This window comes from Streptomyces sp. FXJ1.172, assembly GCF_001636945.3.
In the GTDB taxonomy this organism is placed as follows: domain Bacteria; phylum Actinomycetota; class Actinomycetes; order Streptomycetales; family Streptomycetaceae; genus Streptomyces.
Window position 1 is genome coordinate 5,030,678 of the sequence record NZ_CP119133.2, and the last position, 23,162, is coordinate 5,053,839.

General features: G+C 71.2%; 21 protein-coding genes and 4 tRNA genes. 13 read left to right on the forward strand and 12 right to left on the reverse strand.

Annotated features, from left to right (window positions below):
* Positions 1–37 precede the first annotated feature (37 nt).
* The 3 genes from A6P39_RS22445 (at position 38) to A6P39_RS22455 (ending at position 4,489) form a co-directional block, all read left to right on the forward strand.
* Complete coding sequence (locus A6P39_RS22445; protein WP_275883888.1) at positions 38–1,792, forward strand: hypothetical protein; 1,755 nt, start codon at positions 38–40, stop codon at positions 1,790–1,792.
* A 245-nt stretch (positions 1,793–2,037) separates the two neighbouring features.
* Positions 2,038–3,519, forward strand: a complete 1,482-nt coding sequence (locus A6P39_RS22450) for a N,N-dimethylformamidase beta subunit family domain-containing protein (protein ID WP_067056269.1) — start codon at positions 2,038–2,040, stop codon at positions 3,517–3,519.
* A gap of 70 nt (positions 3,520–3,589) precedes the next feature.
* On the forward strand, positions 3,590–4,489 hold the full coding sequence (locus A6P39_RS22455; RefSeq protein ID WP_067056267.1) for a phosphoribosylaminoimidazolesuccinocarboxamide synthase: 900 nt from the start codon (positions 3,590–3,592) through the stop codon (positions 4,487–4,489).
* 68 nt (positions 4,490–4,557) lie between these two features.
* Here the strand turns inward: A6P39_RS22455 and A6P39_RS22460 are convergent.
* The 8 genes from A6P39_RS22460 to A6P39_RS22495 form a co-directional block, all read right to left on the reverse strand.
* A tRNA-Gly gene (locus tag A6P39_RS22460) sits at positions 4,558–4,633 on the reverse strand.
* Positions 4,634–4,656: 23 nt separating this feature from the next.
* On the reverse strand, positions 4,657–5,271 hold the full coding sequence (locus A6P39_RS22465) for a response regulator transcription factor (RefSeq protein ID WP_067056264.1): 615 nt from the start codon (positions 5,269–5,271) through the stop codon (positions 4,657–4,659).
* Complete coding sequence (locus A6P39_RS22470; RefSeq protein WP_067056261.1) at positions 5,268–6,491, reverse strand: sensor histidine kinase; 1,224 nt, start codon at positions 6,489–6,491, stop codon at positions 5,268–5,270. The genes A6P39_RS22465 and A6P39_RS22470 overlap by 4 nt, the downstream gene beginning before the upstream one ends.
* A gap of 30 nt (positions 6,492–6,521) precedes the next feature.
* Positions 6,522–7,283: an ABC transporter permease gene (locus A6P39_RS22475; protein ID WP_234379285.1), complete on the reverse strand. Its 762-nt coding sequence runs from the start codon at positions 7,281–7,283 to the stop codon at positions 6,522–6,524.
* A 218-nt stretch (positions 7,284–7,501) separates the two neighbouring features.
* Complete coding sequence (locus A6P39_RS22480) at positions 7,502–8,446, reverse strand: ABC transporter ATP-binding protein (protein WP_067056258.1); 945 nt, start codon at positions 8,444–8,446, stop codon at positions 7,502–7,504.
* Between the two features lie 120 nt (positions 8,447–8,566).
* A tRNA-Gly gene (locus tag A6P39_RS22485) sits at positions 8,567–8,642 on the reverse strand.
* 79 nt (positions 8,643–8,721) lie between these two features.
* Positions 8,722–8,793: transfer RNA gene (locus A6P39_RS22490), tRNA-Gly, on the reverse strand.
* A gap of 202 nt (positions 8,794–8,995) precedes the next feature.
* Positions 8,996–9,313, reverse strand: a complete 318-nt coding sequence (locus tag A6P39_RS22495) for a histone-like nucleoid-structuring protein Lsr2 (RefSeq protein WP_067056255.1) — start codon at positions 9,311–9,313, stop codon at positions 8,996–8,998.
* A 310-nt stretch (positions 9,314–9,623) separates the two neighbouring features.
* Here A6P39_RS22495 and purS point away from each other — a divergent pair, with 310 nt between their 5' ends.
* The 8 genes from purS (at position 9,624) to purM (ending at position 18,614) form a co-directional block, all read left to right on the forward strand.
* Positions 9,624–9,896, forward strand: coding sequence for a phosphoribosylformylglycinamidine synthase subunit PurS (gene purS / locus A6P39_RS22500; RefSeq protein ID WP_067056252.1), 273 nt, complete (start codon positions 9,624–9,626; stop codon positions 9,894–9,896).
* Entirely contained in the window at positions 9,893–10,573 is a 681-nt protein-coding gene (gene purQ / locus A6P39_RS22505) for a phosphoribosylformylglycinamidine synthase subunit PurQ (protein WP_067056248.1), read from the forward strand. Before purS ends, purQ begins: the two co-directional genes overlap by 4 nt.
* Positions 10,570–12,828, forward strand: a complete 2,259-nt coding sequence (purL, locus tag A6P39_RS22510; protein WP_067056245.1) for a phosphoribosylformylglycinamidine synthase subunit PurL — start codon at positions 10,570–10,572, stop codon at positions 12,826–12,828. The genes purQ and purL overlap by 4 nt, the downstream gene beginning before the upstream one ends.
* A gap of 260 nt (positions 12,829–13,088) precedes the next feature.
* Positions 13,089–14,378 (forward strand): hypothetical protein, encoded by a 1,290-nt coding sequence (locus A6P39_RS22515; protein ID WP_067056242.1) that lies wholly within the window; start codon positions 13,089–13,091, stop codon positions 14,376–14,378.
* A gap of 59 nt (positions 14,379–14,437) precedes the next feature.
* Entirely contained in the window at positions 14,438–15,235 is a 798-nt protein-coding gene (locus A6P39_RS22520; protein WP_067056238.1) for a maleylpyruvate isomerase family mycothiol-dependent enzyme, read from the forward strand.
* Between the two features lie 45 nt (positions 15,236–15,280).
* Positions 15,281–15,748, forward strand: coding sequence for an META domain-containing protein (locus A6P39_RS22525; protein ID WP_067056235.1), 468 nt, complete (start codon positions 15,281–15,283; stop codon positions 15,746–15,748).
* Between the two features lie 201 nt (positions 15,749–15,949).
* A complete protein-coding gene (purF, locus tag A6P39_RS22530; protein ID WP_067056232.1) occupies positions 15,950–17,479 on the forward strand; it encodes an amidophosphoribosyltransferase in 1,530 nt (509 codons plus the stop codon).
* Positions 17,480–17,522: 43 nt separating this feature from the next.
* Entirely contained in the window at positions 17,523–18,614 is a 1,092-nt protein-coding gene (gene purM / locus A6P39_RS22535) for a phosphoribosylformylglycinamidine cyclo-ligase (protein WP_234379283.1), read from the forward strand.
* A gap of 78 nt (positions 18,615–18,692) precedes the next feature.
* Here the strand turns inward: purM and A6P39_RS22540 are convergent, their stop codons facing one another.
* Positions 18,693–18,950: a DUF3073 domain-containing protein gene (locus A6P39_RS22540; RefSeq protein ID WP_023548946.1), complete on the reverse strand. Its 258-nt coding sequence runs from the start codon at positions 18,948–18,950 to the stop codon at positions 18,693–18,695.
* Between the two features lie 291 nt (positions 18,951–19,241).
* Positions 19,242–20,348: a Leu/Phe/Val dehydrogenase gene (locus A6P39_RS22545; RefSeq protein WP_067056225.1), complete on the reverse strand. Its 1,107-nt coding sequence runs from the start codon at positions 20,346–20,348 to the stop codon at positions 19,242–19,244.
* 213 nt (positions 20,349–20,561) lie between these two features.
* On the opposite strand from A6P39_RS22545, the gene A6P39_RS22550 reads away from it, so the two are divergent.
* Entirely contained in the window at positions 20,562–21,404 is an 843-nt protein-coding gene (locus A6P39_RS22550) for a hypothetical protein (protein WP_067056222.1), read from the forward strand.
* Between the two features lie 554 nt (positions 21,405–21,958).
* Positions 21,959–22,165 (forward strand): developmental transcriptional regulator BldC, encoded by a 207-nt coding sequence (gene bldC, locus A6P39_RS22555; RefSeq protein ID WP_003949541.1) that lies wholly within the window; start codon positions 21,959–21,961, stop codon positions 22,163–22,165.
* Positions 22,166–22,624: 459 nt separating this feature from the next.
* On the opposite strand, the gene A6P39_RS22560 is transcribed toward bldC, so the two are convergent.
* A complete protein-coding gene (locus A6P39_RS22560; protein WP_067056219.1) occupies positions 22,625–22,843 on the reverse strand; it encodes a DUF6274 family protein in 219 nt (72 codons plus the stop codon).
* Positions 22,844–23,082: 239 nt separating this feature from the next.
* Positions 23,083–23,157, reverse strand: a tRNA-Asp gene (locus tag A6P39_RS22565).
* Positions 23,158–23,162 lie beyond the last annotated feature (5 nt).

The following is a 23,162-nucleotide window of genomic DNA, read 5'->3' on the forward strand; positions in this document are numbered from 1 at the left end:
AAGCACGGCAACGGCAGCGAGGGGGTGAGGTCGGCACGTGAGCGGAATCGGTGCGGAGGCGGGCGCGCAGGCCGCGCGTTCCCGGGCCCTCGCCGTCCTTCGGGTCCGGGGCCGGGCACTGGCCACGGCCCTGCTGCCCGCGGGCGCCGCGGTGATCCTGCTGACCGGCGGTGCCACCGGCCACCTCGTCGGCCCGGGCTGGGACGCCGCCCGCTGGGCGGTGGGCGTGCTCGCCGTGCTGGTGTTGCTGGCCGCCACCGGCATCGCCCTGGTCGTGGCCCGGGCCCGCCCCGCGATGACGCCCACGGTGCCGGTCCCGGAGAAGTCCGCCCCGGAGCTGTACCGGATGGTGCGCGACCTCGCCGACCGGCTGGACGTCCCGGCCCCGTCGGCCGTGGCGCTCACCCCGGACTGCGACAGCTGGCTGGAGGACCGTACGCACACGGCCCACTCCCCGCCTGCCCGCTCGGCGCCCGACGAGATAGCGGGCCCGCACGCCCACCGCCGCACGCCCGTCGCGCCGGTCCTGGTGATCGGCTCCCCGTTCCTGTGGTGGATGCGCGTCGGCGAGCTGCGCGCGGTCCTCGCCCCGGTCGTGGCCGGTACGGGCCCCTCGGCGCACCCGGACATAGCGGCCGCCCGCCGCTTCGTACGGGGGCTGGACGCGGCGCTCGCGGTCGCCTCGGCGCCCGGCCGCCGCCCGCTGGTCCGCGGGGCGTGCGCACTGCTCGGCTGGGTGTCCCGGCTGCTGCTGCGCGGCTGCCGGGAGCATGCGACGCAGATGGAGCGCGGGGTCGCCGCCGCGGCGGCCGAGCGGGCCCAGGCGGTCGACTACGGCCTCAGGATCGTCGCCCAGGAGCAGGTCGGCCTCGCCTACGCCGGCTGGGACCGGCTGCTGACCCGGGTCGCGCTGCCCGCCTGGCGCATGGGCCGGTGGCCCTCCCGGCTGGACGCGGGCGTGGTGGCCGCGCTCACCGAGCTGTCCCGGCGCGACCGGCTGGCCGAGGGCTTCGCCTCCCGGCTCGGCGAGCGTCCCGCCTGTGACCTGCTGGAGGAGCCCGGCACGGTGGACGAGGCCACCTCGCTGCTCGCCGCCCGGCTCTTCCACGGCGGGCCCGCCGAGTCCGGCCCCGCCTGGGCGCCGGTGGACTGGCAGGCGTATCCGGAGGAGGTCGTGGACCGCACCTGGCGCGCCGAGGCGGCCCGGCTGCACCGCGTCCTGGACCTGCTCGGCGTGCGCCCCGCGGTCGACCCCACGGCCCCCGACCCCGGCGGCCCCACCCTGGCCCGCGTCCTGGACCACCTCACCGAGCCGGCCGCCGTCCTGCCGTACGAGGCTCCCCGCGTGGCCGAAGAACTCCCCGAGGACCCCGACGAGGACGCCGATCCCGGTACGGAGCGCAGTGCCGCCCTCGCCGCCGGGCTGAGCGCCGAGCTGGCCCGTGAGGAGGCCGCGGCGCCCAGGGGCGCGGCCACGGCGGACCGCGGGCCCGAGAGCGCCCTGTGGGACGACGCGGGGCTGCCCCTCTTCCCGCTGCAGCCGCCGCGCAGCGGCCGCGATCTGCTCGCCGACCATGTCACGGCGATGGTGTGCTGCGCGGCCGTCGACACCGGCGGCGCGGTCCCCGCCCTGGACTGGCTGGACGGCCCCTCCCTGCTGCTGGACGGCGAGCGGGCCGCCGACCTCACGCCCAGGGTGCTCAGCCTGATCGAGGAGGGCGACCCGGGGCCCCTGCGCGACTGGCTGGCCGCGTGCGGGATACGCCCCGAGAAGCCTGTACGGCTCGTCTGACGGACGTCGTCCACCGGAAGCTCCGTCTTCCACTTCAGGTCAATTCGCAACGACTAGTGACCGAGCGCGTGCGTTATGTGATGTGCTGGGAGCGACCACGCACCTGGCAAAGGCGTGCGACATACGACAGCACGGCCGAGCACGGCGAGTACCACCGAGCACATCGAGCACGGCGAGTACCACCGAGCACAGCGAGCACCACCGAGACAGGGATGACACGGGGGACCTGAGGGAGGGGAGCGGTCATGGCCTCGGACCACATCCGCCGCTGGGAGTCCGGAGCGCTCGCGCACGCCGTCACGGACCCCTTCGGCCAGGGCCCGGTGCCCTGGCTGCGCGGCAGCGAGACCTACTTCGACGACACCGGTCATGTCGTGCCCTGGTACGTCGACCCGAGCCGGCAGCAGCTCGCCGGGGTCGGCCCCGCCCAACGGGTGCCCGGCCCCCGCGCGGCCGACGACGTGCACCGCCAGATCAAGGGCTTCACCTCCACCGGCACGGTCGCGCCCGGCGAGGCGATCGACTTCCGCATCACGGTCGACCCGCCGCAGGAGTTCAGCGTCGACATCTACCGGATCGGCCACTACGGCGGGGACGGCGCCGCCAAGATCACCACCAGCCCGCGCCTGTCCGGCATCGTCCAGCCCGCCCCGCTGACCGCCGACCGCACGGTCTCCTGCCACCACTGGTGGCTCTCCTGGCGTCTGCAGGTGCCCGCGCACTGGCACATCGGCGCCTATGTGGCCGTCCTGACCACCGTCGACGGCTACCGCTCCCACGTGCCCTTCACGGTCCGCGACGACCACCCGGCCGACCTGCTCCTGCTGCTGCCCGACGTCACCTGGCAGGCGTACAACCTCTACCCGGAGGACGGCCGCACCGGCGCGAGCCTCTACCACGCCTGGGACGAGAAGGGCAGGCTGCTCGGCGAGGCCGACGCGGCCACCACGGTCTCCTTCGACCGCCCCTACGCGGGCGCGGGCCTGCCCCTGCACGTCGGCCACGCCTACGACTTCATCCGCTGGGCCGAGCGCTACGGCTACGACCTCGCCTACGCCGACGCCCGCGATCTGCACGCCGGCCGCATCGACCCCACCCGCTACCGGGGCCTGGTCTTCCCGGGCCACGACGAGTACTGGTCGGTGCCGATGCGCCGGGCCGTCGAGGACGCCCGCGACCGGGGCACCTCGCTGGTCTTCCTGTCCGCCAACACCATGTACTGGCAGGTCGAGTTGGGCCCGTCCCCGGCCGGCGAGGCGGACCGGCTGCTGACCTGCCGCAAGCGCAAGGGCCCCGGAAGGCCGGTGCTGTGGCGGGAGATCGACCGGCCCGAGCAGCAGGTGGTCGGCATCCAGTACGCCGGCCGGGTGCCCGAGCCGGCCCCGCTGATCGTCCGCAACGCCGGCCACTGGCTGTGGGAGGCGGCCGGCGCGCACGAGGGCGACGAGATCGAGGGCCTGGTGGCCGGCGAGGCCGACCGGTACTTCCCGCGCACCCCGCTGCCCGAGCACGACGAGCGCATCCTGCTCGCCCACTCCCCCTACACCGACAACGACGGCGTCCCGCGCCACCAGGAGACCTCCCTCTACCGCGCCCCCTCCGGCGCCTGGGTGTTCGCCTCCGGCACCTTCGCCTGGTCCCCCGCCCTGGACCGCCCCGGCCATGTGGACCCCCGCATCCAGCGCGCCACGGCGAACCTCCTGGACCGCATCTGCAAACGCGACTGACCCCCCGAACGCGGTGGACCACCGCATACGGGAGAATCGAGGCACTTGGACAGAACCACGGGGAGGAACCGTGTCCGGATTCGTAGAAAAGCCCGAGCCGATCCAGGTTCCGGGCCTGGTGCACCTGCACACCGGAAAGGTGCGCGAGCTGTACCAGAACGAGGCGGGCGACCTCGTGATGGTCGCCAGTGACCGCATGTCCGCTTACGACTGGGTGCTGCCCACCGAGATCCCCGACAAGGGCCGCGTCCTCACCCAGCTCTCCCTGTGGTGGTTCGACCAGCTGCGCGACCTCGCCCCCAACCACGTCATCAGCACCGAGGTCCCCGAGGGTGCCCCGGCCGACTGGGCGGGCCGCACGCTGGTCTGCAAGCAGCTGAAGATGGTCCCGGTGGAGTGCGTGGCCCGCGGCTACCTCACCGGTTCGGGCCTGCTCGAGTACGACGAGTCCCGTACGGTCTGCGGCCTCGCCCTCCCCGAAGGCCTCGTCGACGGCTCGGAGCTGCCCGCCCCGATCTTCACCCCGGCCACCAAGGCCGAGGTCGGCGAGCACGACGAGAACGTCTCCTACGAGGAGGTCGCCCGCCAGGTCGGCGCCGAGACCGCCGCCCAGCTGCGCCAGGCCACCCTCGCCGTGTACTCCCGCGCCCGGGACATCGCCCGCGACCGGGGCATCATCCTGGCCGACACCAAGTTCGAGTTCGGCTTCGACGGCGACACGCTCGTCCTCGCCGACGAGGTCCTCACCCCGGACTCCTCCCGCTTCTGGCCCGCCGACGCATGGCAGCCGGGCCGCACGCAGCCGTCGTACGACAAGCAGTTCGTGCGGAACTGGCTGACCTCGGCCGAGTCGGGCTGGGACCGGCGCGGCGAGCAGCCCCCGCCGCCGCTGCCGCGGCAGGTCGTGGAGGCGACCCGGCAGAAGTACGTGGAGGCGTACGAGCGCCTCACGGGCCTGAGCTGGAGCTGATCTCCCTGTCCCCCCGGTGCGCCGGGGGGAACGCAAGAAGCCCCCGGCCGGAGCCGGGGGCTTCTTCATGGAGCGGACGACGAGGCTCGAACTCGCGACCTCAACCTTGGCAAGGTTGCGCTCTACCAACTGAGCTACGTCCGCAGTGCGCCGTGGCGCGAGAGCAACTATACCCAACCTCGCTCCCGTGCGAGGCGCACTGCCGTATGACGGTTCTCGGCGCCGAGCTTCGTGACGGCCGAGGAGAGGTAGTTCCGCACCGTCCCCGGGGACAGCCCGGCCCGCTCGGCGATCTCCGCGACCGGCGCTCCGTCGGCCGCCAGCTCCAGCACCTCGGCCTCCCGCGCGGTCAGCGGGGAGTCCCCCGCGGAGATCGCGTCGGCGGCCAACTCCGGGTCGACGTAGCGGTTTCCGGCGTGCACGGTACGGATGATCTCGGCGAGCCGCTGGGCGCTGACGGTCTTCGGGACGAACCCGCGCACACCGGCCGCGAGGGCGCGTTTCAGGTGGCCGGGGCGTCCGTGCCCGGTGACGATCAGCACCTGGCAGCCGGGCAGTTCGGTGCGCAGGGATGTGGCGACCTTCACACCGTCGGCGCCCGGCATCTGCAGATCGAGCACGGCCACGTCGGGCGCGTGGGCGCGGGCCATGGCGAGGGCCTCGGGTCCGGTCGCCGCCTCCGCGACGATCAGCAGATCGTCCTCCAGCGACAGCAGGGCCGCCAGGGCGCCCCGGATCAGGTGCTCGTCGTCGGCGAGCAACAGCCGTACCGGAGTGGTCATGATGTGACTTCACTCACTTCCTGTCTCAGTGGCACCTCGGCCACCAGCCGGAACCGGTCCCCGGCGACGGCGCCCGCCTGAAGCGTCCCGGCCAGGACGGCCAGCCGTTCCCGCAGCCCGGCGAGCCCGGAACCCCCACCCCCGTCGGAGGTTCCGGACACTCCGTCGTTCTCCACCGTCAGCACCACACGCCCCTGCAGCACCCGCAGCCACAGCGTGCAGCGTCCGGCGTCCCCGTGCCGCAGCACATTGGTGGTGGCCTCGCGCACCACCCAGCCGAGCGCGGACTGCACGTCGGCCGGCAGCCCCGCCGGCTCCGCGCTGACCTCGCAGTCGATCCCGGCGGCCGCCAACACGCCCTGCGCACCGGCCAGTTCGGCGCCCAGGTCGGCGTCCCGGTAGCCGCGTACGACGGCCCGCACCTCGCGCTGCGACTCATGCGCGATGCGCTGCACCTCGATCATCTGCTCCACCGCCTCCGGCCGCCCCCGCCGGGCCAGTTGGACGGCCAGCTCGCTCTTGAGGGAGATGACGGAGAGATTGCGCCCGAGGACGTCGTGCAGATCCCGCCCGAACCGCAGCCGTTCCTCGGCGACGGCGAGCCGGGTCCGGGTCTCGCGGGCCTCGTCCAGCTCGTACACGGAGTCGAGCAGCCACACGGAGAACAGGCAGGTGACGGCGAGGAATCCGGCGCACAGGAACACCATGACCGCCGCGACCGCCGCGACGGGCCAGGGCACCCCCAGCGGAACGGACAGCACTCCCGCGCCGACGGCGAAGCCGGAGACGATCGTGAGCATCTGCCGCCGGCCCCGGACGCCGAGCGTCAGCAGGCCCCCGCCCCAGGACATCAGGCCGCCGTAGACCGTGCCGACGGCGGTCCCGGTGCCCCGGCCGACCGACCCGTACCGGTGCAGTACGAGGACGGTCACCGCCAGGACGACCGTGACGGTGCCGAGCGTCCACAGGGCCCGCGCCGGCCGGGCGCGCCGGCCGCGCGTCCAGTCCAGGGCCAGGGAGGCGGTCACCGTGGTCACCACCGCGTGCCCGACGACCATGGCGAGCAGCCAGCCCGCGAGCCACGGCGGGGTGTGCCCGAGCGCGGGCAGCCCCACCCCGGTGATCTCCACGACGGAGAAGAAGTAGAACGACCAGCGTGTGTACGTCTCCACCTGCGCCGGTCGGCTCTTGCCCCGCCACCAGCCGCGCGGCCCGCTCATCCCCCGGATCCCCCTGTCACGCCCCGTGTCCTACCGCCGTGGCTCCCACCGGAACCACCGCCGTACAGCAAACACCGCCAGGTACGTCCAGGCCAGCGCGGTCGCCGTCGCGCCCAGCGCCTCGTACGCGCTCAACTGGCCGGTCCAGCCCCCGCGGACCAGCCGGATCGCGGGGGACAGCGGAAGGAGTTCGCAGACGGAGGCGAGCCGGCCGGGCATGACCTCGGTCGGGATCATCATGCCGGAGCCGAGCATCGACACGAGCATCAGCGGCAGCGCGGTGACCTGCCCGCTCTCCACGGTCTTGGTGAACGAGGCGGTGAGCGCGGCCAGCGCGGCGCTCGTCACGTACCCCGCCACGAGCCCGAGCAGGGTCAGATACGGGGCCTTGGGCATGCCGGTGTGCAGCAGCACGGCGCAGCCCGCGCAGACCACCAGGGCCTGGGCGAGTCCCAGTGCGACCGCGGGCAGGGCCGTGCCGGTGAGGATCTCGGCGTCGGAGAGTTCGCCGGTGCGCAGCCGCTTGAGGACGAGTTCCTCGCGGCGGGCGACGTAGGCGTTGACCAGGGAGGTGTAGACGGCGAAGAGGAAGGAGAAGCCGATCGCGGCCGTCATCATCACCGCGCCCAGACTCAGCCCGCGCTGCTTCAGGTCCAGCCCGCCAGCGGCCGACCGCATGCTGAACGGCAGCGTGAGCGGCACGAGGAGCGCGGTGAGGACGACCCCGCGGTTGCGTCCCAGGAGGGCGAGTTCGGCCTGCGCCAGCGCCCGCAACCGCCGCCGGGCGAGCACTGGCGCAGCCCCGCCCCGCCGCCCCGCCTCCGAGGCCGCCCCGGCCCTGCCGGCACCTCCGCGCCCCGCCGTCGCGCCCGCCTTGATCCCGCGCACGCTTTCGTCCTCCGCCTTCGCGTCCGTCCTGATCCCGCGCACGCCTTCGTCCCCCGCCTTCGCGTCCGCCCCGACCGCGCTCGTGCCTTCGCGCCCCGCGGTCGCCGCTGCCCGGACTTCGTTCATGCCGCCGCCTCCTGCGCCTGCTCGCGGGCGATGCCGAGGAACGCCTCCTCCAGCGAGGCCGATCGCACGTCCAGGCCGCGCAGTTCGACCCCGTTCCGCTCGGCCCAGGCCAGGACGCCGGTCGCGGTCCGCTGCAACTGCGCCGTGCGCAGCCGTACGACCCTGCCCTCGCTCTCGTGGCCGCAGACGCCGAGGTCGGCCAGTGGGGGAAGGTCGCCGAGGAAGTAGCCGTCGGGCAGTTCGAAGGACATCCGGGAGGGCCGGCCGGCGGTCACCTCGGCCGGGGTGCCGGAGACGGCGATGCGGCCCCCGTGCAGGATCGCGAGCCGGTCGGCGAGGCCCTCGGCCTCTTCCAAGTAGTGCGTGGTGAGCAGGACCGTCGTCCCCGCGTCGCGCAGCGCCCGCACCAACTCCCAGGTGTCTTGGCGGCCTTCCGCGTCGAGCCCGGTCGTCGGCTCGTCGAGGAAGAGCACCTCGGGGTCGCCGAGGAGGGCGAGCGCCAGGTCGAGCCGGCGCCGTTCACCGCCGGAGAGCTGCTTGACGCGCACCTCGTGCCTGTCCGCGAGCCCGACCAGCTCCAGCACCTCCGCTTCGGGCCGCGCCCCGCTCGTGCACCCCGCCCACATCCGGGCGGTCTCGGCGACGGTCAGTTCGGCGGGGAAACCGCCCTCCTGGAGCATCACGCCGGTGCGGGGCCGTACGGCGGCCCGTTCGCGGTACGGATCGTGACCGAGGACGCGGACCCGGCCCCCGGCGGGTGCGGCGAGTCCCTCCAGCAATTCGACGGTCGAGGTCTTTCCCGCGCCGTTGGTGCCGAGCAGTGCGAAGATCTCCCCGCGGGTGACGGAGAAGGAGATTCCGCGTACGGCCTCGAACCCGCCCCCGTAGACGCGCTTGAGGTCGGTGACCTCAATCACGTGTTCGTGTTCGTCGTAGTCCATGACGCCAGCGTCCCGGCGGCCGGAGCGGATCGGCAGTGCGCGGTGTCATCACTCGGCATGACAAATGTCAGAGGCGTACGAGCACGAAAAAACCCCGGTCGTGATGACCGGGGCTTTCGCTGGAGCGGACGACGAGGCTCGAACTCGCGACCTCAACCTTGGCAAGGTTGCGCTCTACCAACTGAGCTACGTCCGCACTGCCCCCGACCGGCTCCCACCGATCGGTGCGAGCACCAGCCTACCTGATCCACAAGAGTGGTTGTGACCGGTGCCAGAGCGGGTGACAGGAATCGCACACTGCGCCTTCCCCCTGGAAGGGGGATGTTCTGCTACTGAACTACACCCGCACGGTCCTCGAGGCTCCGGCCTTTCGGCCTCGCCCCTCGGCGTGCTCCAGACATTAGCTGATCAACAGGGGGGTCGCGCAAGTCGGTTCCCCCGAGGTCCCCGTGGCGGCCCGTCCGCGGCCGGGTGTCAGGCCGGGCACCCGGCCAAGTGCACGGCCCCCAGGGCCCGCTGACGGACCCTGAGGGCTGCCCCTTCGCGGGCTCACTGCGCGGCGCTGAAGGCCTCGTAGACCTTCTTGGGGATGCGTCCGCGGGCCGGTACGTCCATCTTGTTGGCCTGGGCCCAGGCACGGACGGCCGCCGGGTCGGGGGCGACCTCCGTCTGCTTGTACGCCTTGCCGGACCGCGACCGCTTGCGGCCGGCCTCGACGTAGGGCGCGAGCGCCTTGCGCAGCTTTTTGGCGTTGGATGCGTTGAGGTCGATCTCGTACGACTTGCCGTCGAGTCCGAAGGCGATCGTTTCCGCCGCTTCCGAGCCGTCGATGTCGTCAAAGAGAGTGACCACGACCTTTTGCGCCACGAATATCGGTCCCTTCGTGCGGCACGTCGATACAGCTCATCGCCGAGGACGTGCCGAGTATCGGCTATTGCCAATTCATTTGTACAGTGCCCGGCAATGCAAAGTGAAGCCCGACTAAATCCGTCTGCGTGTCCCGGTGCAATAGGCGGACGGGGCGGACTGTGGAACTTTCCCAGAACTTTTCGCGACCGCACGGCTTCGACACCCGATCGTGATGCGCCTCACGTAGTTTCCTACAACTCTACCCGCGTAGAAATTTTGTGCGGGTAGTCTGAAGGAACCTGCTCAGCACCACACACCGGGAGTGCCAGTGGCACGCGTCGTAGTCGACGTCATGCTCAAGCCGGAGATCCTCGACCCCCAGGGCCAGGCGGTCCAGCGTGCGCTGCCGCGCCTGGGTTTCGAAGGGATCTCGGACGTACGTCAGGGAAAGCGTTTCGAACTGGAAGTTGACGGGCCGGTCGACGAGGCCGCTCTCGCCCGCATCCACGATCTTGCGGAATCCTTCCTCGCCAACACCGTGATCGAGGACTTCACCGTCAAGGTGGAAGAGGCCGCGGAAGTCGCGGAGGCGGCCAAGTGACCGCTCGTATTGGCGTCGTCACTTTCCCCGGGAGCCTGGACGACCGGGACACCCAGCGCGCGATCCGTCTCGCGGGCGCCGAGCCGGTCGCCCTGTGGCACAAGGACAAGGACCTCAAGCAGGTCGACGCCGTGGTGCTGCCCGGTGGTTTCTCCTACGGCGACTATCTGCGCGCCGGTGCCATCTCCCGGTTCTCGCCGGTGATGGGGACGGTCATCGAGCAGGCGAAGGCCGGCCTGCCGGTCCTCGGTATCTGCAACGGCTTCCAGGTCCTCACCGAGGCCCACCTCCTCCCGGGTGCGATGCTCGGCAACGACCACCTCCACTTCATCTGCCGCGACCAGAAGCTGCGGGTGGAGAACGCGGAGACGGCCTGGACCGGCGACTACCGCCAGGGCCAGGAGATCCGCATCCCGCTGAAGAACATGGACGGCCGGTACGTCGCCGACGACTACACGCTCGACAAGCTGGAGGCGGAGGGCCGGGTGGTCTTCCGCTACGTGGACTTCAATCCGAACGGCTCGCTGCGCGACATCGCCGGCATCACCAACGAGGCCGGCAATGTCGTGGGCCTCATGCCGCACCCCGAGCACGCCGTAGAGCCACTGATCGGTACGGGCCGTACCGACGGCCTCCCCTTCTTCACCTCGATCCTCAAGAAGCTGGTCAACGCATGAGCCGGACGCCTCTGGACACGGTCGAGCACGCGGCCGCGACCCCCGACGTCGAGCTGCCCTGGGCCGAACTCGGCCTGAAGAAGGACGAGTACGAGCGGGTGGTGGAGATCCTCGGCCGCCGCCCGACCGGCGCCGAACTCGCCATGTACTCGGTCATGTGGTCCGAGCACTGCTCGTACAAGTCCTCCAAGGTCCACCTGCGCCAGTTCGGCGAGAAGGCCCCCGAGAGCGACGCCCTGCTCGTCGGCATCGGCGAGAACGCGGGCGTGGTGGACGTCGGCCAGGGTTACGCCGTCACCTTCAAGGTCGAGTCGCACAACCACCCGTCGTACGTCGAGCCCTACCAGGGCGCGGCCACGGGCGTGGGCGGCATCGTCCGCGACATCATCGCGATGGGCGCCCGCCCGGTCGCGGTGGTCGACCCCCTGCGCTTCGGCGCGGCCGACCACCCCGACACCAAGCGCGTGCTGCCGGGCGTGGTCGCGGGCATCGGCGGCTACGGCAACTGCCTGGGCCTGCCCAACATCGGCGGCGAGGTCGTCTTCGACGCCTGCTACCAGGGCAACCCGCTGGTCAACGCCGGTGCCATCGGTGTGATGCGGCACGAGGACATCCACCTCGCCAAGGCCTCCGGCGCGGGCAACAAGGTCGTCCTGTACGGCGCCCGCACCGGCGGAGACGGCATCGGCGGTGCCTCGATCCTGGCCAGTGAGACCTTCGACGACGCGAAGCCCTCGAAGCGTCCCGCCGTCCAGGTCGGCGACCCCTTCCAGGAAAAGCTCCTCATCGAGTGCACCCTGGAGGCCTTCCGCGAGAAGCTCGTCGTCGGCATCCAGGACCTCGGCGCGGCGGGCCTGTCCTGCGCCACGTCCGAGCTGGCCTCGAACGGCTCCGGCGGCATGCGAGTCACCCTGGACGACGTACCGCTGCGCGACTCCACGCTCTCGCCCGAGGAGATCCTCATGAGCGAGTCGCAGGAGCGCATGTGCGCGGTCGTGGAGCCGGAGAAGGTCGAGCGGTTCCTGCAGATCTGCGAGAAGTGGGACGTCATCGCCACCGTCATCGGTGAGGTGACCGACGGCGACCGCCTGGAGATCTACTGGCACGGCGGCAAGATCGTCGACGTCGACCCGCGCACGGTCGCGCACGAGGGCCCGGTCTACGAGCGTCCGTACGCCCGGCCGGACTGGCAGGACGCCCTCCAGGCGGACGACGCGAACGAGCTGCCCCGGCCGTCCTCGAGCGAGGAGCTGAAGGACCAGGTCCTGAAGCTGGTCGCGTCGCCGAACCAGGCCTCCAAGAAGTGGATCACCCAGCAGTACGACCACTTCGTGCAGGGCAACACGGTGCTGGCCCAGCCCGAGGACTCGGGCATGATCCGCATCGACGAGGCGAGCGGCCTCGGTGTCGCGATCGCGACCGACGGCAACGGCCGCTACGCCAAGCTCGACCCGTACGCGGGCGCGCAGCTGGCGCTGGCCGAGGCCTACCGGAACGTGGCGACCACGGGCGCGAAGCCCCTCGCCGTCTCCGACTGCCTGAACTTCGGCTCGCCCGAGGACCCGGCGGTGATGTGGCAGTTCGCGGAGGCCGTGCGCGGCCTGGCGGACGCCTGCCGGCAGCTCGGCACCCCGGTCACGGGCGGCAACGTGTCCTTGTACAACCAGACGGGCGAGGCGGCGATCCACCCGACCCCGGTCGTCGCCGTCCTCGGCGTGATCGACGACGTGGCCCGGCGCACCCCGGTCGCCTTCCAGGAGGAGGGCCAGCTGCTCTACCTCCTCGGCGACACCCGTGCGGAGTTCGGCGGTTCGGCCTGGTCCCAGGTGGTCCACGACCACCTCGGCGGCCTCCCGCCGAAGGTCGACCTGGAGCGAGAGCGCCTGCTGGGCGAGATCCTCATCTCCGCCTCCCGCGACGGCATGATCGACTCCGCGCACGACCTGTCCGACGGCGGTCTGGTCCAGGCCGTGGTCGAGTCGGCCCTGCTGGGCGGCAAGGGCGCGCGTCTGGTCGTCCCGGACGGCCTGGACGCCTTCACCTTCCTGTTCTCCGAGTCGGCCGGGCGCGCGATCGTCGCCGTGCCGCGCTCGGAGGAGGTCCGCTTCAACGACATGTGCGGTGCGCGTGGTCTGCCGGCCACGCGGATCGGTGTCGTCGACGGCGACTCGGTGGACGTCCAGGGCGAGTTCACCCTCTCCCTGGAGGAGCTGCGCAAGGCCCACGAGGAGACGATCCCGGCGCTCCTGGCGTAAGCGGTCGTACGACACGAGGGCCCGCCCGGCACCGTCCGGGCGGGCCCTTCGCCGGAGAGTGTGGCGGAGGTCGCACTCGGCGATACGCCGTCAAGCCAACCTGACGGCTGGTCGCAATGCGCGTAGACACCGGTGCGGTCGTGTGCCGCAGGGGACCGTGGGCCCGACCGGTCCGGTGCTAAATGACTGAAAAATGAAGTAATGACCGGCGGGCGCACTACGGTTGCGGCGGTTGCTGTTCCACCGAGAGGACACCCCTCATGACCGCCGCCGACAGCACGCCGAGAACGGCCCGGATCCTTACCGGCTACCGCGCCGAGGACGGCTTCGTGGCCGTACAGCTGAATCCGCCCCCCGCCGAGTACGTCTGGCACGACGAGGACGCCGAGCAGCAGGAGGAGCGGTACGGCCCGGGGACCGGCTACCACCAGTGGCTGGCCGTCGATGTGAACAGCGGCACGGTCTGGTTCGGCGACGTCGACTGGCGCACCCCGCGCGAGCAGCTCGACAGCCGGCTCCCCGGTGTGCCGCGCGGGGCGCTCGACGACGGGGCACTGCCCGCCCCCGGTGTGCTGGTGCACCTGCTGACCCACCTGGCCCACGACGAACAGCACGGCTACTCCTGGCACTTCTTCACCGCCGAGGAACTGCACGGGCTCGCGCTGCGGATCCTGCCCGCCGTGCAGCGGCTGGTGGACTCGGTGCACCGCGTGGGCCCGGCCGAGGAGCTGGAGTGGTCCGCCGAGGCCGCCACCGCCTGGGACGACATCGAGCAGGCCGCGACCTACGCCTTCGACGCCTCCGGGGTGGTCGTCTGGCCCCGGCTGCGGATGAGCCCGGTGCCGGACCGGCGGGTCGAGGTCGGCACGTTCCTCGCCCGCAATCCCGGCCTGTGCGACCCCTCCTGGGACACGGCCACCGACGCCGAACTGGACGCCTACGCCGACTACCGGCCCGAGCCGGACCCCGAGTCCGGCTCCGGCTCCGGCTACGGCGGGGTGCCGGGGCGGATCTGCCAGGACACCGGCCGCCGGATCGAGGAGGGGTACGTCTTCTACGGCCACCGCGCCGCGCTGTACGCCTGGCGCGCCCGGGCCTGCGGCGACCGCACCCCGACGGAGGCCCGGGGCTGGCTGGAGGCGACGGAGGAGGGCCGGCGCACCTGGGAGGCGGCCAAGCCGCCCGGAGCCACCCTCGCCGATGTGCCGGACTGCGTGCTGGGCGCCCTCGCCGAACGCTTCCAGAACGCCGCGCACGAGGAGGGCCTGGTCCTCACCGGCCTGCCCGGCTATCTGTGGCAGATGCGTGCCGAGGAACGGGCCGCCGTCGACCGGCAGCTCGTGCAGGAGGGCGAGGAGGTGGAACGCCTCGAAGGTATGCTCAGGGACTTCCGCGCCGCCCGGAACCGCACCGTGACCCGGTTGCTGGCGTGGGGCGACGGACGTGACGACGCGGAGATAGCCCGCCTGGCCGCTGTGTCCCCGACCTGCGTCCGCGACTGGCGCGAGCGCCTGACGGCCGACCAGGACGCACCGGCTCCGCAACGGTGACCGGCGGCGCCTCGCAAACGCCCTGAAGAGCGCCGCCCCGACGGCATAAGCTCGCCGGCATGTCCCCGGCCAAGAAGCGTGCCCGCAGCTACGACCCCGCCCGGACCCGCGCCGCGGTCCTCGCCCAGTTTGGCCATGTCCGCACGGCCGTGCGCGGTCTCGGCCCGGAGCAGCTCGCGCTGCCCACCCGGCTCGGCGAGTGGACCGTACGCGACCTGGTCGCGCACATCGGCATGGCGCTCACCGCGATCCACCGGGCGCTCGCCCTGCCCGAGCCGCCGAAGGCGGACGCCACCCCGCTCGACTGGCCCTTCGCCACCGCGGCCAACGCCGCCGCCATCGACGAGTTCACCCGGAACACCGCCGCCGGACACCCCGACCCCGGCGCCTACCTCGCGGACATCGAGCAGTCCCTGCGCGCCGTGCTCGCGGAGCACTCCGGCGCCCGGATCCTCCGGACCACCGCCGGCGCGATGTCCCTGGACGACTACCTCGTCACCCGCGCCGTCGAACTCGTCGTGCACACCGACGACCTCGCCAACGCCGTACCGGGTCTGGAGATCCCGTACGACCGCCAGGCCCTGGCCGCCGCCACCCGGCTGCTCGCCGACGCCCTCGCCGTGAAGGCGCCCGGCGGCTCCACCGAGGTGCGGGTGCCGCCGTACGCCGTCGTGCAGTGCGTCGAGGGCCCGAGGCACACCCGCGGCACCCCGCCGAACGTCGTGGAGACCGGTCCGCTGACCTGGATCCGGCTCGCCACCGGCCGCCTGAGCTGGAAGGACGCCCTGGAAGGGGCCGAGGTGAGCGCGAGTGGGGAGCGGGCGGACATCGGCTCTCTGCTGCCGCTGATGTCGTAGCCGGGGGCGGCGGAACCGGTCGTACCGGCGGGCCGTCGAATCCCCATGAACCGGTACAAGCAGCGCATGATCCCGCCGGTCGCCGCCGCCCTCGCCGTCCTCACGGTGGCCTGCGGCACCGGAAAGGCGGACAGTGGTCCGGTGACCTCCCCGCAGCCGGTCACCGGCATCGACTGGCGCGTCGACGGCCTCACCGTCGGCGGTACGACCCGGCACGCGCCCGGCACAGCCCGCCTGCGCATCGACACGCACGGCACGGCGGAGGGAAAGGCGGCCGGCAACCTCGGCTGCAACCAGTTCAGCGCCCGCGCGACCGTGCACGGCGACCGGATCACCCTCGGTGACCTGCGCACGACCCGGATGGCCTGCGCCCCGGACCGCATGGACTTCGAGCGCGCCCTGGCCGGCGCGCTGACCACCGGCACGCTCGTCGCGAAGACCGACGACGGGAGGCTCACGCTCACCGACGGCAACGGTGACATCGTCCACCTCAGCCGTAACGCCTCCGGATGATGTGCGACACCTCACTCGTGCATACGGCAAAGACGCCCGCGACCGCCCCCCGGTGGCCTCCGAGCAACACTCCTGAAGCCGACCGCACCTCGCTGACCTGCGTGAATGTAGAAAGTGACAAGATGATCCACAGAGCCTGATCCGTTACAGGCGCGTATCCCCAATTCGGACCAGTGGTCGACCTCGCCTACACTCGGAGCCGTGCCACGTGGTGACGGTCGACTCAATCACGATCTGCTTCCCGGCGAGAAGGGCCCCCAGGACGCTTGCGGCGTCTTCGGCGTCTGGGCTCCGGGTGAAGAGGTCGCAAAGCTCACGTACTTCGGGCTCTACGCCCTCCAGCACCGGGGTCAGGAATCCGCGGGAATCGCGGTCAGCAACGGCTCCCAGATCCTCGTCTTCAAGGACATGGGCCTGGTCTCCCAGGTCTTCGACGAAACCTCGCTCGGTTCGCTCCAGGGTCATATCGCGGTCGGACACGCCCGCTACTCGACCACCGGCGCCTCCGTGTGGGAGAACGCCCAGCCGACGTTCCGCGCCACCGCGCACGGCTCCATCGCGCTCGGCCACAACGGCAACCTGGTCAACACGGCGCAGCTCGCCGAGATGGTCGCCGAGCTGCCCAATGACAACAACAGCCGCTCCACCCGGGTCGCGGCCACCAACGACACCGATCTGCTGACGGCCCTGCTGGCCGCCCAGGTCGACGAGGACGGCAAGCCGCTGACCATCGAGGAGGCCGCGCACGCGGTGCTCCCGAAGGTGCGGGGCGCCTTCTCGCTCGTCTTCATGGACGAGCACACCCTCTACGCCGGCCGTGACCCGCAGGGCATCCGCCCGCTCGTCCTCGGCCGCCTGGAGCGCGGCTGGGTGGTCGCCTCCGAGACCGCCGCTCTCGACATCACCGGCGCGAGTTTCGTGCGGGAGATCGAGCCGGGCGAGTTCGTCGCCATCGACGAGAACGGCCTGCGCAGCTCGCGATTCGCGGAAGCAAAACCCAAGGGCTGTGTCTTCGAGTACGTCTACCTGGCCCGCCCGGACACCGACATCGCCGGCCGGAACGTATACCTGTCCCGCGTGGAGATGGGCCGCCGGCTCGCCGCGGAAGCCCCGGTCGAGGCCGACCTGGTCATAGCCACTCCGGAGTCCGGCACCCCGGCCGCCATCGGCTACGCGGAGGCCTCCGGCATCCCCTTCGGCGCGGGTCTCGTGAAGAACGCGTACGTCGGCCGGACCTTCATCCAGCCCTCGCAGACCATCCGCCAGCTGGGCATCCGCCTGAAGCTGAACCCGCTGAAGGAAGTCATCAAGGGCAAGCGCCTGGTCGTCGTCGACGACTCGATCGTGCGCGGCAACACCCAGCGGGCCCTGGTGCGCATGCTCCGCGAGGCCGGCGCCGCCGAGGTCCACATCCGGATCTCCTCGCCGCCCGTGAAGTGGCCCTGCTTCTTCGGCATCGACTTCGCCACGCGCGCGGAGCTGATCGCCAACGGTATGACGATCGAGGAGATCGGCACGTCGCTCGGCGCCGACTCGCTCGCGTACATCTCCATCGACGGCATGATCGAGGCGACCACCATCGCCAAGCCGAACCTGTGCCGCGCCTGCTTCGACGGCGAGTACCCGATGGAGCTGCCGGACCCCGAGCTGCTCGGCAAGCAGCTGCTGGAGACCGAGCTGGCCGCCGGGCCCGCCGCCACGGCCGCGGCCGACGCGATCCGTCGCCCGTAAGCCCCGTAGAAACCAACCCGAAAGATCCCAGGCAATGTCTGCTGTGTCTGATCAGTCGCCTTCGGCGGCGGGCCGTTCCACCGGTGCTTCCTACGCGGCTGCCGGAGTCGACATCGAGGCGGGCGACCGCGCGGTCGAGCTGATGAAGGAGTGGGTGAAGAAGACCCGGCGCCCCGAGGTCCTCGGTGGCCTCGGCGGCTTCGCCGGCCTCTTCGACGCCTCCGCCCTCAAGCGCTACGAGCGCCCGCTGCTCGCCTCCGCCACGGACGGCGTCGGCACGAAGGTGGACGTCGCGCGCCGCATGGGCGTCTACGACACCATCGGCCACGACCTGGTCGCCATGGTCATGGACGACATCGTGGTGTGCGGTGCCGAGCCGCTGTTCATGACGGACTACATCTGCGTCGGCAAGGTCCACCCCGAGCGCGTCGCGGCCGTCGTGAAGGGCATCGCGGAGGGCTGTGTGCTCGCCGGATGCGCCCTGGTGGGCGGCGAGACGGCCGAACACCCGGGTCTGCTGGGCGAGGACGACTTCGACGTCGCCGGCGCCGGTACGGGCGTCGTGGAGGCCGACCGGCTGCTCGGCGCTGATCGCATCCGTAAGGGTGACGCGGTGATCGCCATGGCGTCCTCCGGGCTTCACTCGAACGGGTACTCCCTGGTCCGCCACGTCCTGCTGGACCGCGCCGGCCTGGCCCTGGAGGCGGAGGTCGCCGACCTCGGCCGCACCCTCGGCGAGGAGCTGCTGGAGCCCACGAAGATCTACTCGCTGGACTGCCTGGCGCTGACGCGCACCGCGGACGTGCACGCGTTCTCGCACATCACCGGCGGCGGCCTCGCGGCCAACCTGGCCCGTGTGATCCCGGACCACCTGCACGCCACCGTCGACCGCTCCACCTGGACCCCGGGCGCGATCTTCGACCTGGTCGGGAAGACCGGGAACGTCGAGCGCCTGGAGCTGGAGAAGACCCTGAACATGGGCGTCGGCATGATCGCGATCGTCCCGCAGGAGTCCGCCGATGTGACCCTCGCGACTCTGGCCGACCGCGGGGTCGAGGCCTGGGTGGCCGGCGAGATCACCGAGCGCACCGAGCAGGCGACCGGCGCCGAGCTGGTCGGGGACTACGCGGCCTGATCCGGCGGGCGGTGACCGTGCGGACAGCACAGAAACCGGTCGGTGGCTCTGCCACCGACCGGACTGGTCACTGCAAGGTCAAGCGCCGCGACGGTGCTGTTGGTGAGGATCCTTGTCGTCCTCTTCCTCGTCGTCGTCCTCGTAGAGGTCGGCATAACGAGAGTAGAGATCGTCCTCGTCGTTCTCATCGTCCTCGAACGGCTCGCCGTTCGGCGGCTGGCTCGAAGTCGATGCGCCCAGTTCACTGGCCAGACGTGACAGGTCAGTCCCACCGCTGTTGTACTTCAGCTGGCGGGCGACCTTTGTCTGCTTGGCCTTGGCCCGGCCGCGCCCCATGGCTCGACCCCCTCGGTGACAGGGGCTCAACGGCCCCAGAGTCTGACACGCGTTCATGATCTGGAACGGACTCTCCGTGGAGAGGCCGGTCCGTAGGGCTTCCACGGTACCTGAGCCCGCGCCCATACGGTACGTCGCCCGCAGCACGCGCGTGTGCCCAGAACCTTCGAGGCGCCCTGTCCTCGCTGGTCAGTGGCGATTTTAACCACTTATCGGGGAACGACCCGCCGGTGGAAGTGAGAGTTCTCTCTAAGTTCCCGCCGACGGGTACCGCTCATGTGTACGACCGAGTCAGTGTGCGGTGTGTCCCGCGCGGGCCTCGGCCATCCGCTGCTCGGCGATCCGGTCGGCCGCGGCAGCCGGCGGAATCCCGTCTTCCTTCGCACGTGCGAATATGGCCAGCGTGGTGTCGAAGATCCTCGCCGCCTTCGCCCTGCACCGGTCGAAGTCGAACCCGTGCAGCTCGTCGGCCACCTGGATGACCCCGCCCGCGTTCACCACGTAGTCCGGCGCGTAGAGGATCCCGCGGTCGGCGAGGTCCTTCTCCACGCCCGGGTGCGCGAGCTGGTTGTTGGCCGCGCCGCACACCACCTTGGCGGTGAGCACCGGGACGGAGTCGTCGTTCAGGGCACCGCCGAGCGCGCAGGGGGCGTAGATGTCCAGCCCCTCCACGCGGATCAGCGCCTCGGTGTCGGCGACCGCCGTCACCCCCTCGGGGTGCCGGCCGAGGATCCGCTCGACGACGTCCGCGCGCACGTCGGTCACGACGACCTCGGCGCCCTCGTCGCGCAGGTGCTTCACCAGGTGGTGGCCGACCTTGCCGACACCGGCGACACCCACCTTGCGGCCGCGCAGCGAGGGGTCGCCCCACAGGTGCTGGGCGGAGGCGCGCATGCCCTGGTAGACGCCGAAGGCGGTGAGCACGGAGGAGTCGCCGGCGCCGCCGTTCTCCGGGGAGCGGCCGGTGGTCCAGCGGCACTCGCGGGCCACGACGTCCATGTCGGCGACGTAGGTGCCGACGTCGCACGCGGTGACGTAGCGCCCGCCGAGCGAGGCGACCATACGGCCGTAGGCGAGCAGCAGTTCCTCGGTCTTGTCGCGCTCCGGGTCGCCGATGATCACGGCCTTGCCACCGCCGTGGTCGAGGCCGGCCATGGCGTTCTTGTACGACATGCCGCGCGCGAGGTTGAGCGCGTCGGCCACGGCCTCGGCCTCGGTCGCGTACGGGTAGAAGCGCGTTCCGCCGAGGGCCGGGCCCAGGGCGGTGGAGTGGATGGCGATCACGGCCTTGAGGCCGCTGGCGCGGTCCTGGCAGAGCACGACCTGCTCATGGCCGCCCTGGTCCGAGTGGAACAGGGAGTGCAGGACATCAGCAGACGCGCCGGTTACGTCGGTCACTGTGGTGACTCCTGTGTACATAGCGGCGAGTGGGGTTCAGCACCCGTGCGGGTGGCGGGTGGCTGTGGCATGAGCGTAGAGCCTCGGCCCGACCACCATCCGCGCAGTGTTCAGGATCACTCTCGCGCGCCTCTCGCGCACGCATGTACGTGGGACGATTTGCAGTGGTTTTGCAGCGGTTTTCGAGCTGGATCCGATGGGGAGGGAGCAGGCGTGCCGAAGGTGTCCTCCGTGGTCGTCCCCTATGCCGCGTACCTGCGCGTGTACGAGCCGCTGGGCGCCTTCCCGGAGCCGGAGCGCAGCCACTGGGCGCGCTACGCACGCCGCTGCGACCGCCCCTCCTACCAGGACGAACTGCGCCGCTCGCTGGCCGACTTGCTGCCCACCCCGCCGGTGGCGGTGCCGGTGCACGAGAGCAGCGACGCCTTCGTGACGGAGGTCGACGGTGTGGTCTGCGTGTGCCCCTGGCGGACCCGGCTGCGTGGCTGGCTGGCGCTCGAGGAGCTGGCGGACGAGCTGCCCGCGCCGGTGCTGGACGCGGTCCTGCCGCCCGTCGTACGCCGCCAGGCGGCCCAGGACTACGAGCGCTGGCTCGCCCGCAACCCCGACGCCCGCCCGTGGATCCGCACGGCGACCTGGCAGGTGCCGCTGAACTGGTTCGTGCTGGTCTCCGACGAGGAGCGGCGCCACGAGAAGGGCACCGCCGAGGTGCCCCCGCTGCTGCGCTACCGCACGCCCATGGTGCAGGCCCGGCGCCGGGTGGCGCGGGCGCTGCGCACGCTGAAGGACACCGTCGAGGAGGGCCCGCTGATCGACGGCCTGGTGGACGTCGGCCGCTGGCTGGAGGAGTTCCACCCGCGCTCGCTGGTGGAGCTGGACTACGGCGGTCTGGTGCACGTCCTGCCGGCCGGCGACCTGGAAGGCGACCACTCGGCGGCGGACGTGGCCGACGGGATCGAGGCACTGCGCCGCGGCGACGGGGCGGCGGCGGGAGAGGCGTACGGGCGGCTCGTGGAGCGCTGGCGGTCGGTACGGGACCGGCGCTCGGCGAACTGAGCGGCGCCGGGGTAGCGGACCGAGTGACGCACGTCACGATCCAAAACGCCGCCGAACGGCATACGGTCTACCGCACTTGACCATCTGACGGGGCGTTGGTCCCGATCCGGTCTTTTGTGTCAAGGATGGCTGAAGCGTGACGGACCGCACGTACAGGGCCCTTGCGTCGCTTGCCCCTCCTCATGCCAAAATAGGACAAGGAGTCCGGGGAGGACTCCGTCCGTCCAACTGTGCTCCGTTCTGGGCGGAATCTCGGTATTGCGCGCTTTGGGGGGTCTCGTGACTCCCGATCGCCACTGTGACTGATCGTCACAGTGGCGTGACTGTCCGCTATGGCATGGTCCATCGGCTTCCGTCGGTGATGAACACCTGGGAGGGCAATTCCATCGGTTTGGCCGACGCGGCTGGACAGATGGTGTAGTTGTAGTGCCGAGGACAAGCCGTTCGTCCTATAACCGACTCGACTCGCGTCCGCCATTTCGGGCAACGCGGGTCAAGGTGCAGAATTTAGAGGAAAGAACCGAGAAGGTTCGGTTCTCCCGAGGAGGCCGCTCATGACCGCTCGCACCCCTGATGCCGAGCCGCTGCTGACCCCGGCTGAGGTCGCCACCATGTTCCGCGTCGACCCCAAGACGGTCACGCGGTGGGCGAAGGCCGGCAAGCTCACGTCCATCCGCACGCTCGGCGGGCACCGCCGCTACCGCGAGGCCGAGGTCCGCGCTCTGCTCGCGGGCATCCCGCAGCAGCGCAGCGAGGCCTGAACAACCGCATAGCCGGGCAGAACGGCAGGTCCCCCAACTCGCCGAGACGTCCGACCCCTAGCTCCAAGCGACGCGGGACCTGCCCCAACAGGCCTCACGCCCAAGCCGAAGAGAACGTTGTTGGCAGCGACACAGGGTGCGTCGTAGATCGCGCTGGACTCCGCCGGGTCCAGCGCGATCTTTTTTGTGCGCTGGTCGGGGGTTGGGGGTGGGGCTGTGAGCGGGCTTGTCGGAGTCTGGGGAGGGCTGTCGGAACCGCTGTGTGAGGCCTCTGGAGTGGGTGCAATTGCACATATTAAATTGACCAGTTGTAGGCCGGGGGTAAGTTCACCCCTTTCAAAAACTCATGCGGTGACTCCCGTCACATGCCGGGATAGTTGTTGCCGGGGGCATGTGTGCGCTAATGGAGCGACATGTTCCAGCGTCCCACGCGTGGTGGGCAGTTGGGGCAGCCGCTGGTCACGCGCTGCAGGGACTTTCGCCCTCGAGGCCCTCGAGTCCCGCTAGATCCTCGACGCTCTCGTCCCCCGCCTCCGGGGCCCGCGTTCCGGCGTCCATCGCCAGCCGCAGGAGGTGGTGACAGACGGGGCAGTGGCGGGTGAGGTGCCGGTAGGACGAGGCGGCCGACAGATGCGCCCTCAGCAGCGCGCGCGTCTCGTGCCTGGCCGATGCCGCCATACGCCACCTCCGGGGCCGCAGAGGGAAGCAGGCCCTGCCTTCTGGGTACCGAGGGAATGTGACGCCGTCAAGACCGCGGGCGCCGGCGGCTCCCCACAACGCCACGTGGCGCCCTGCGCTGCGCCGGAAAACAAGAAGGGCCCGCGTCCGGTCTCGGATGCGGGCTCTTCTGCGGTGCGGTCCTGGCGGGCAAGCCGAAGGGCCCGCATCCAGTCTTGGATGCGGGCCCTTCTTCGATGCGGTCCTGACGGGATTTGAACCCGCGGCCTCCACCTTGACAGGGTGGCGAGCACTCCAAACTGCTCCACAGGACCAGGCT

Excerpts from the sequence above, each read along its gene's own strand:
- purL (WP_067056245.1), top strand. The coding sequence starts at position 10,570 with ATGAGCCGGACGCCTCTGGACACGGTCGAGCACGCGGCCGCGACCCCC.
- A6P39_RS22515 (WP_067056242.1), top strand. The coding sequence starts at position 13,089 with ATGACCGCCGCCGACAGCACGCCGAGAACGGCCCGGATCCTTACCGGC.
- A6P39_RS22470 (WP_067056261.1), bottom strand. The coding sequence starts at position 6,491 with ATGAGCGGGCCGCGCGGCTGGTGGCGGGGCAAGAGCCGACCGGCGCAG.
- A6P39_RS22560 (WP_067056219.1), bottom strand. The coding sequence starts at position 22,843 with ATGGCGGCATCGGCCAGGCACGAGACGCGCGCGCTGCTGAGGGCGCAT.
- A6P39_RS22540 (WP_023548946.1), bottom strand. The coding sequence starts at position 18,950 with ATGGGGCGCGGCCGGGCCAAGGCCAAGCAGACAAAGGTCGCCCGCCAG.
- A6P39_RS22450 (WP_067056269.1), top strand. The coding sequence starts at position 2,038 with ATGGCCTCGGACCACATCCGCCGCTGGGAGTCCGGAGCGCTCGCGCAC.
- A6P39_RS22525 (WP_067056235.1), top strand. The coding sequence starts at position 15,281 with ATGAACCGGTACAAGCAGCGCATGATCCCGCCGGTCGCCGCCGCCCTC.
- A6P39_RS22465 (WP_067056264.1), bottom strand. The coding sequence starts at position 5,271 with ATGACCACTCCGGTACGGCTGTTGCTCGCCGACGACGAGCACCTGATC.
- A6P39_RS22520 (WP_067056238.1), top strand. The coding sequence starts at position 14,438 with ATGTCCCCGGCCAAGAAGCGTGCCCGCAGCTACGACCCCGCCCGGACC.
- A6P39_RS22480 (WP_067056258.1), bottom strand. The coding sequence starts at position 8,446 with ATGGACTACGACGAACACGAACACGTGATTGAGGTCACCGACCTCAAG.
- bldC (WP_003949541.1), top strand. The coding sequence starts at position 21,959 with ATGACCGCTCGCACCCCTGATGCCGAGCCGCTGCTGACCCCGGCTGAG.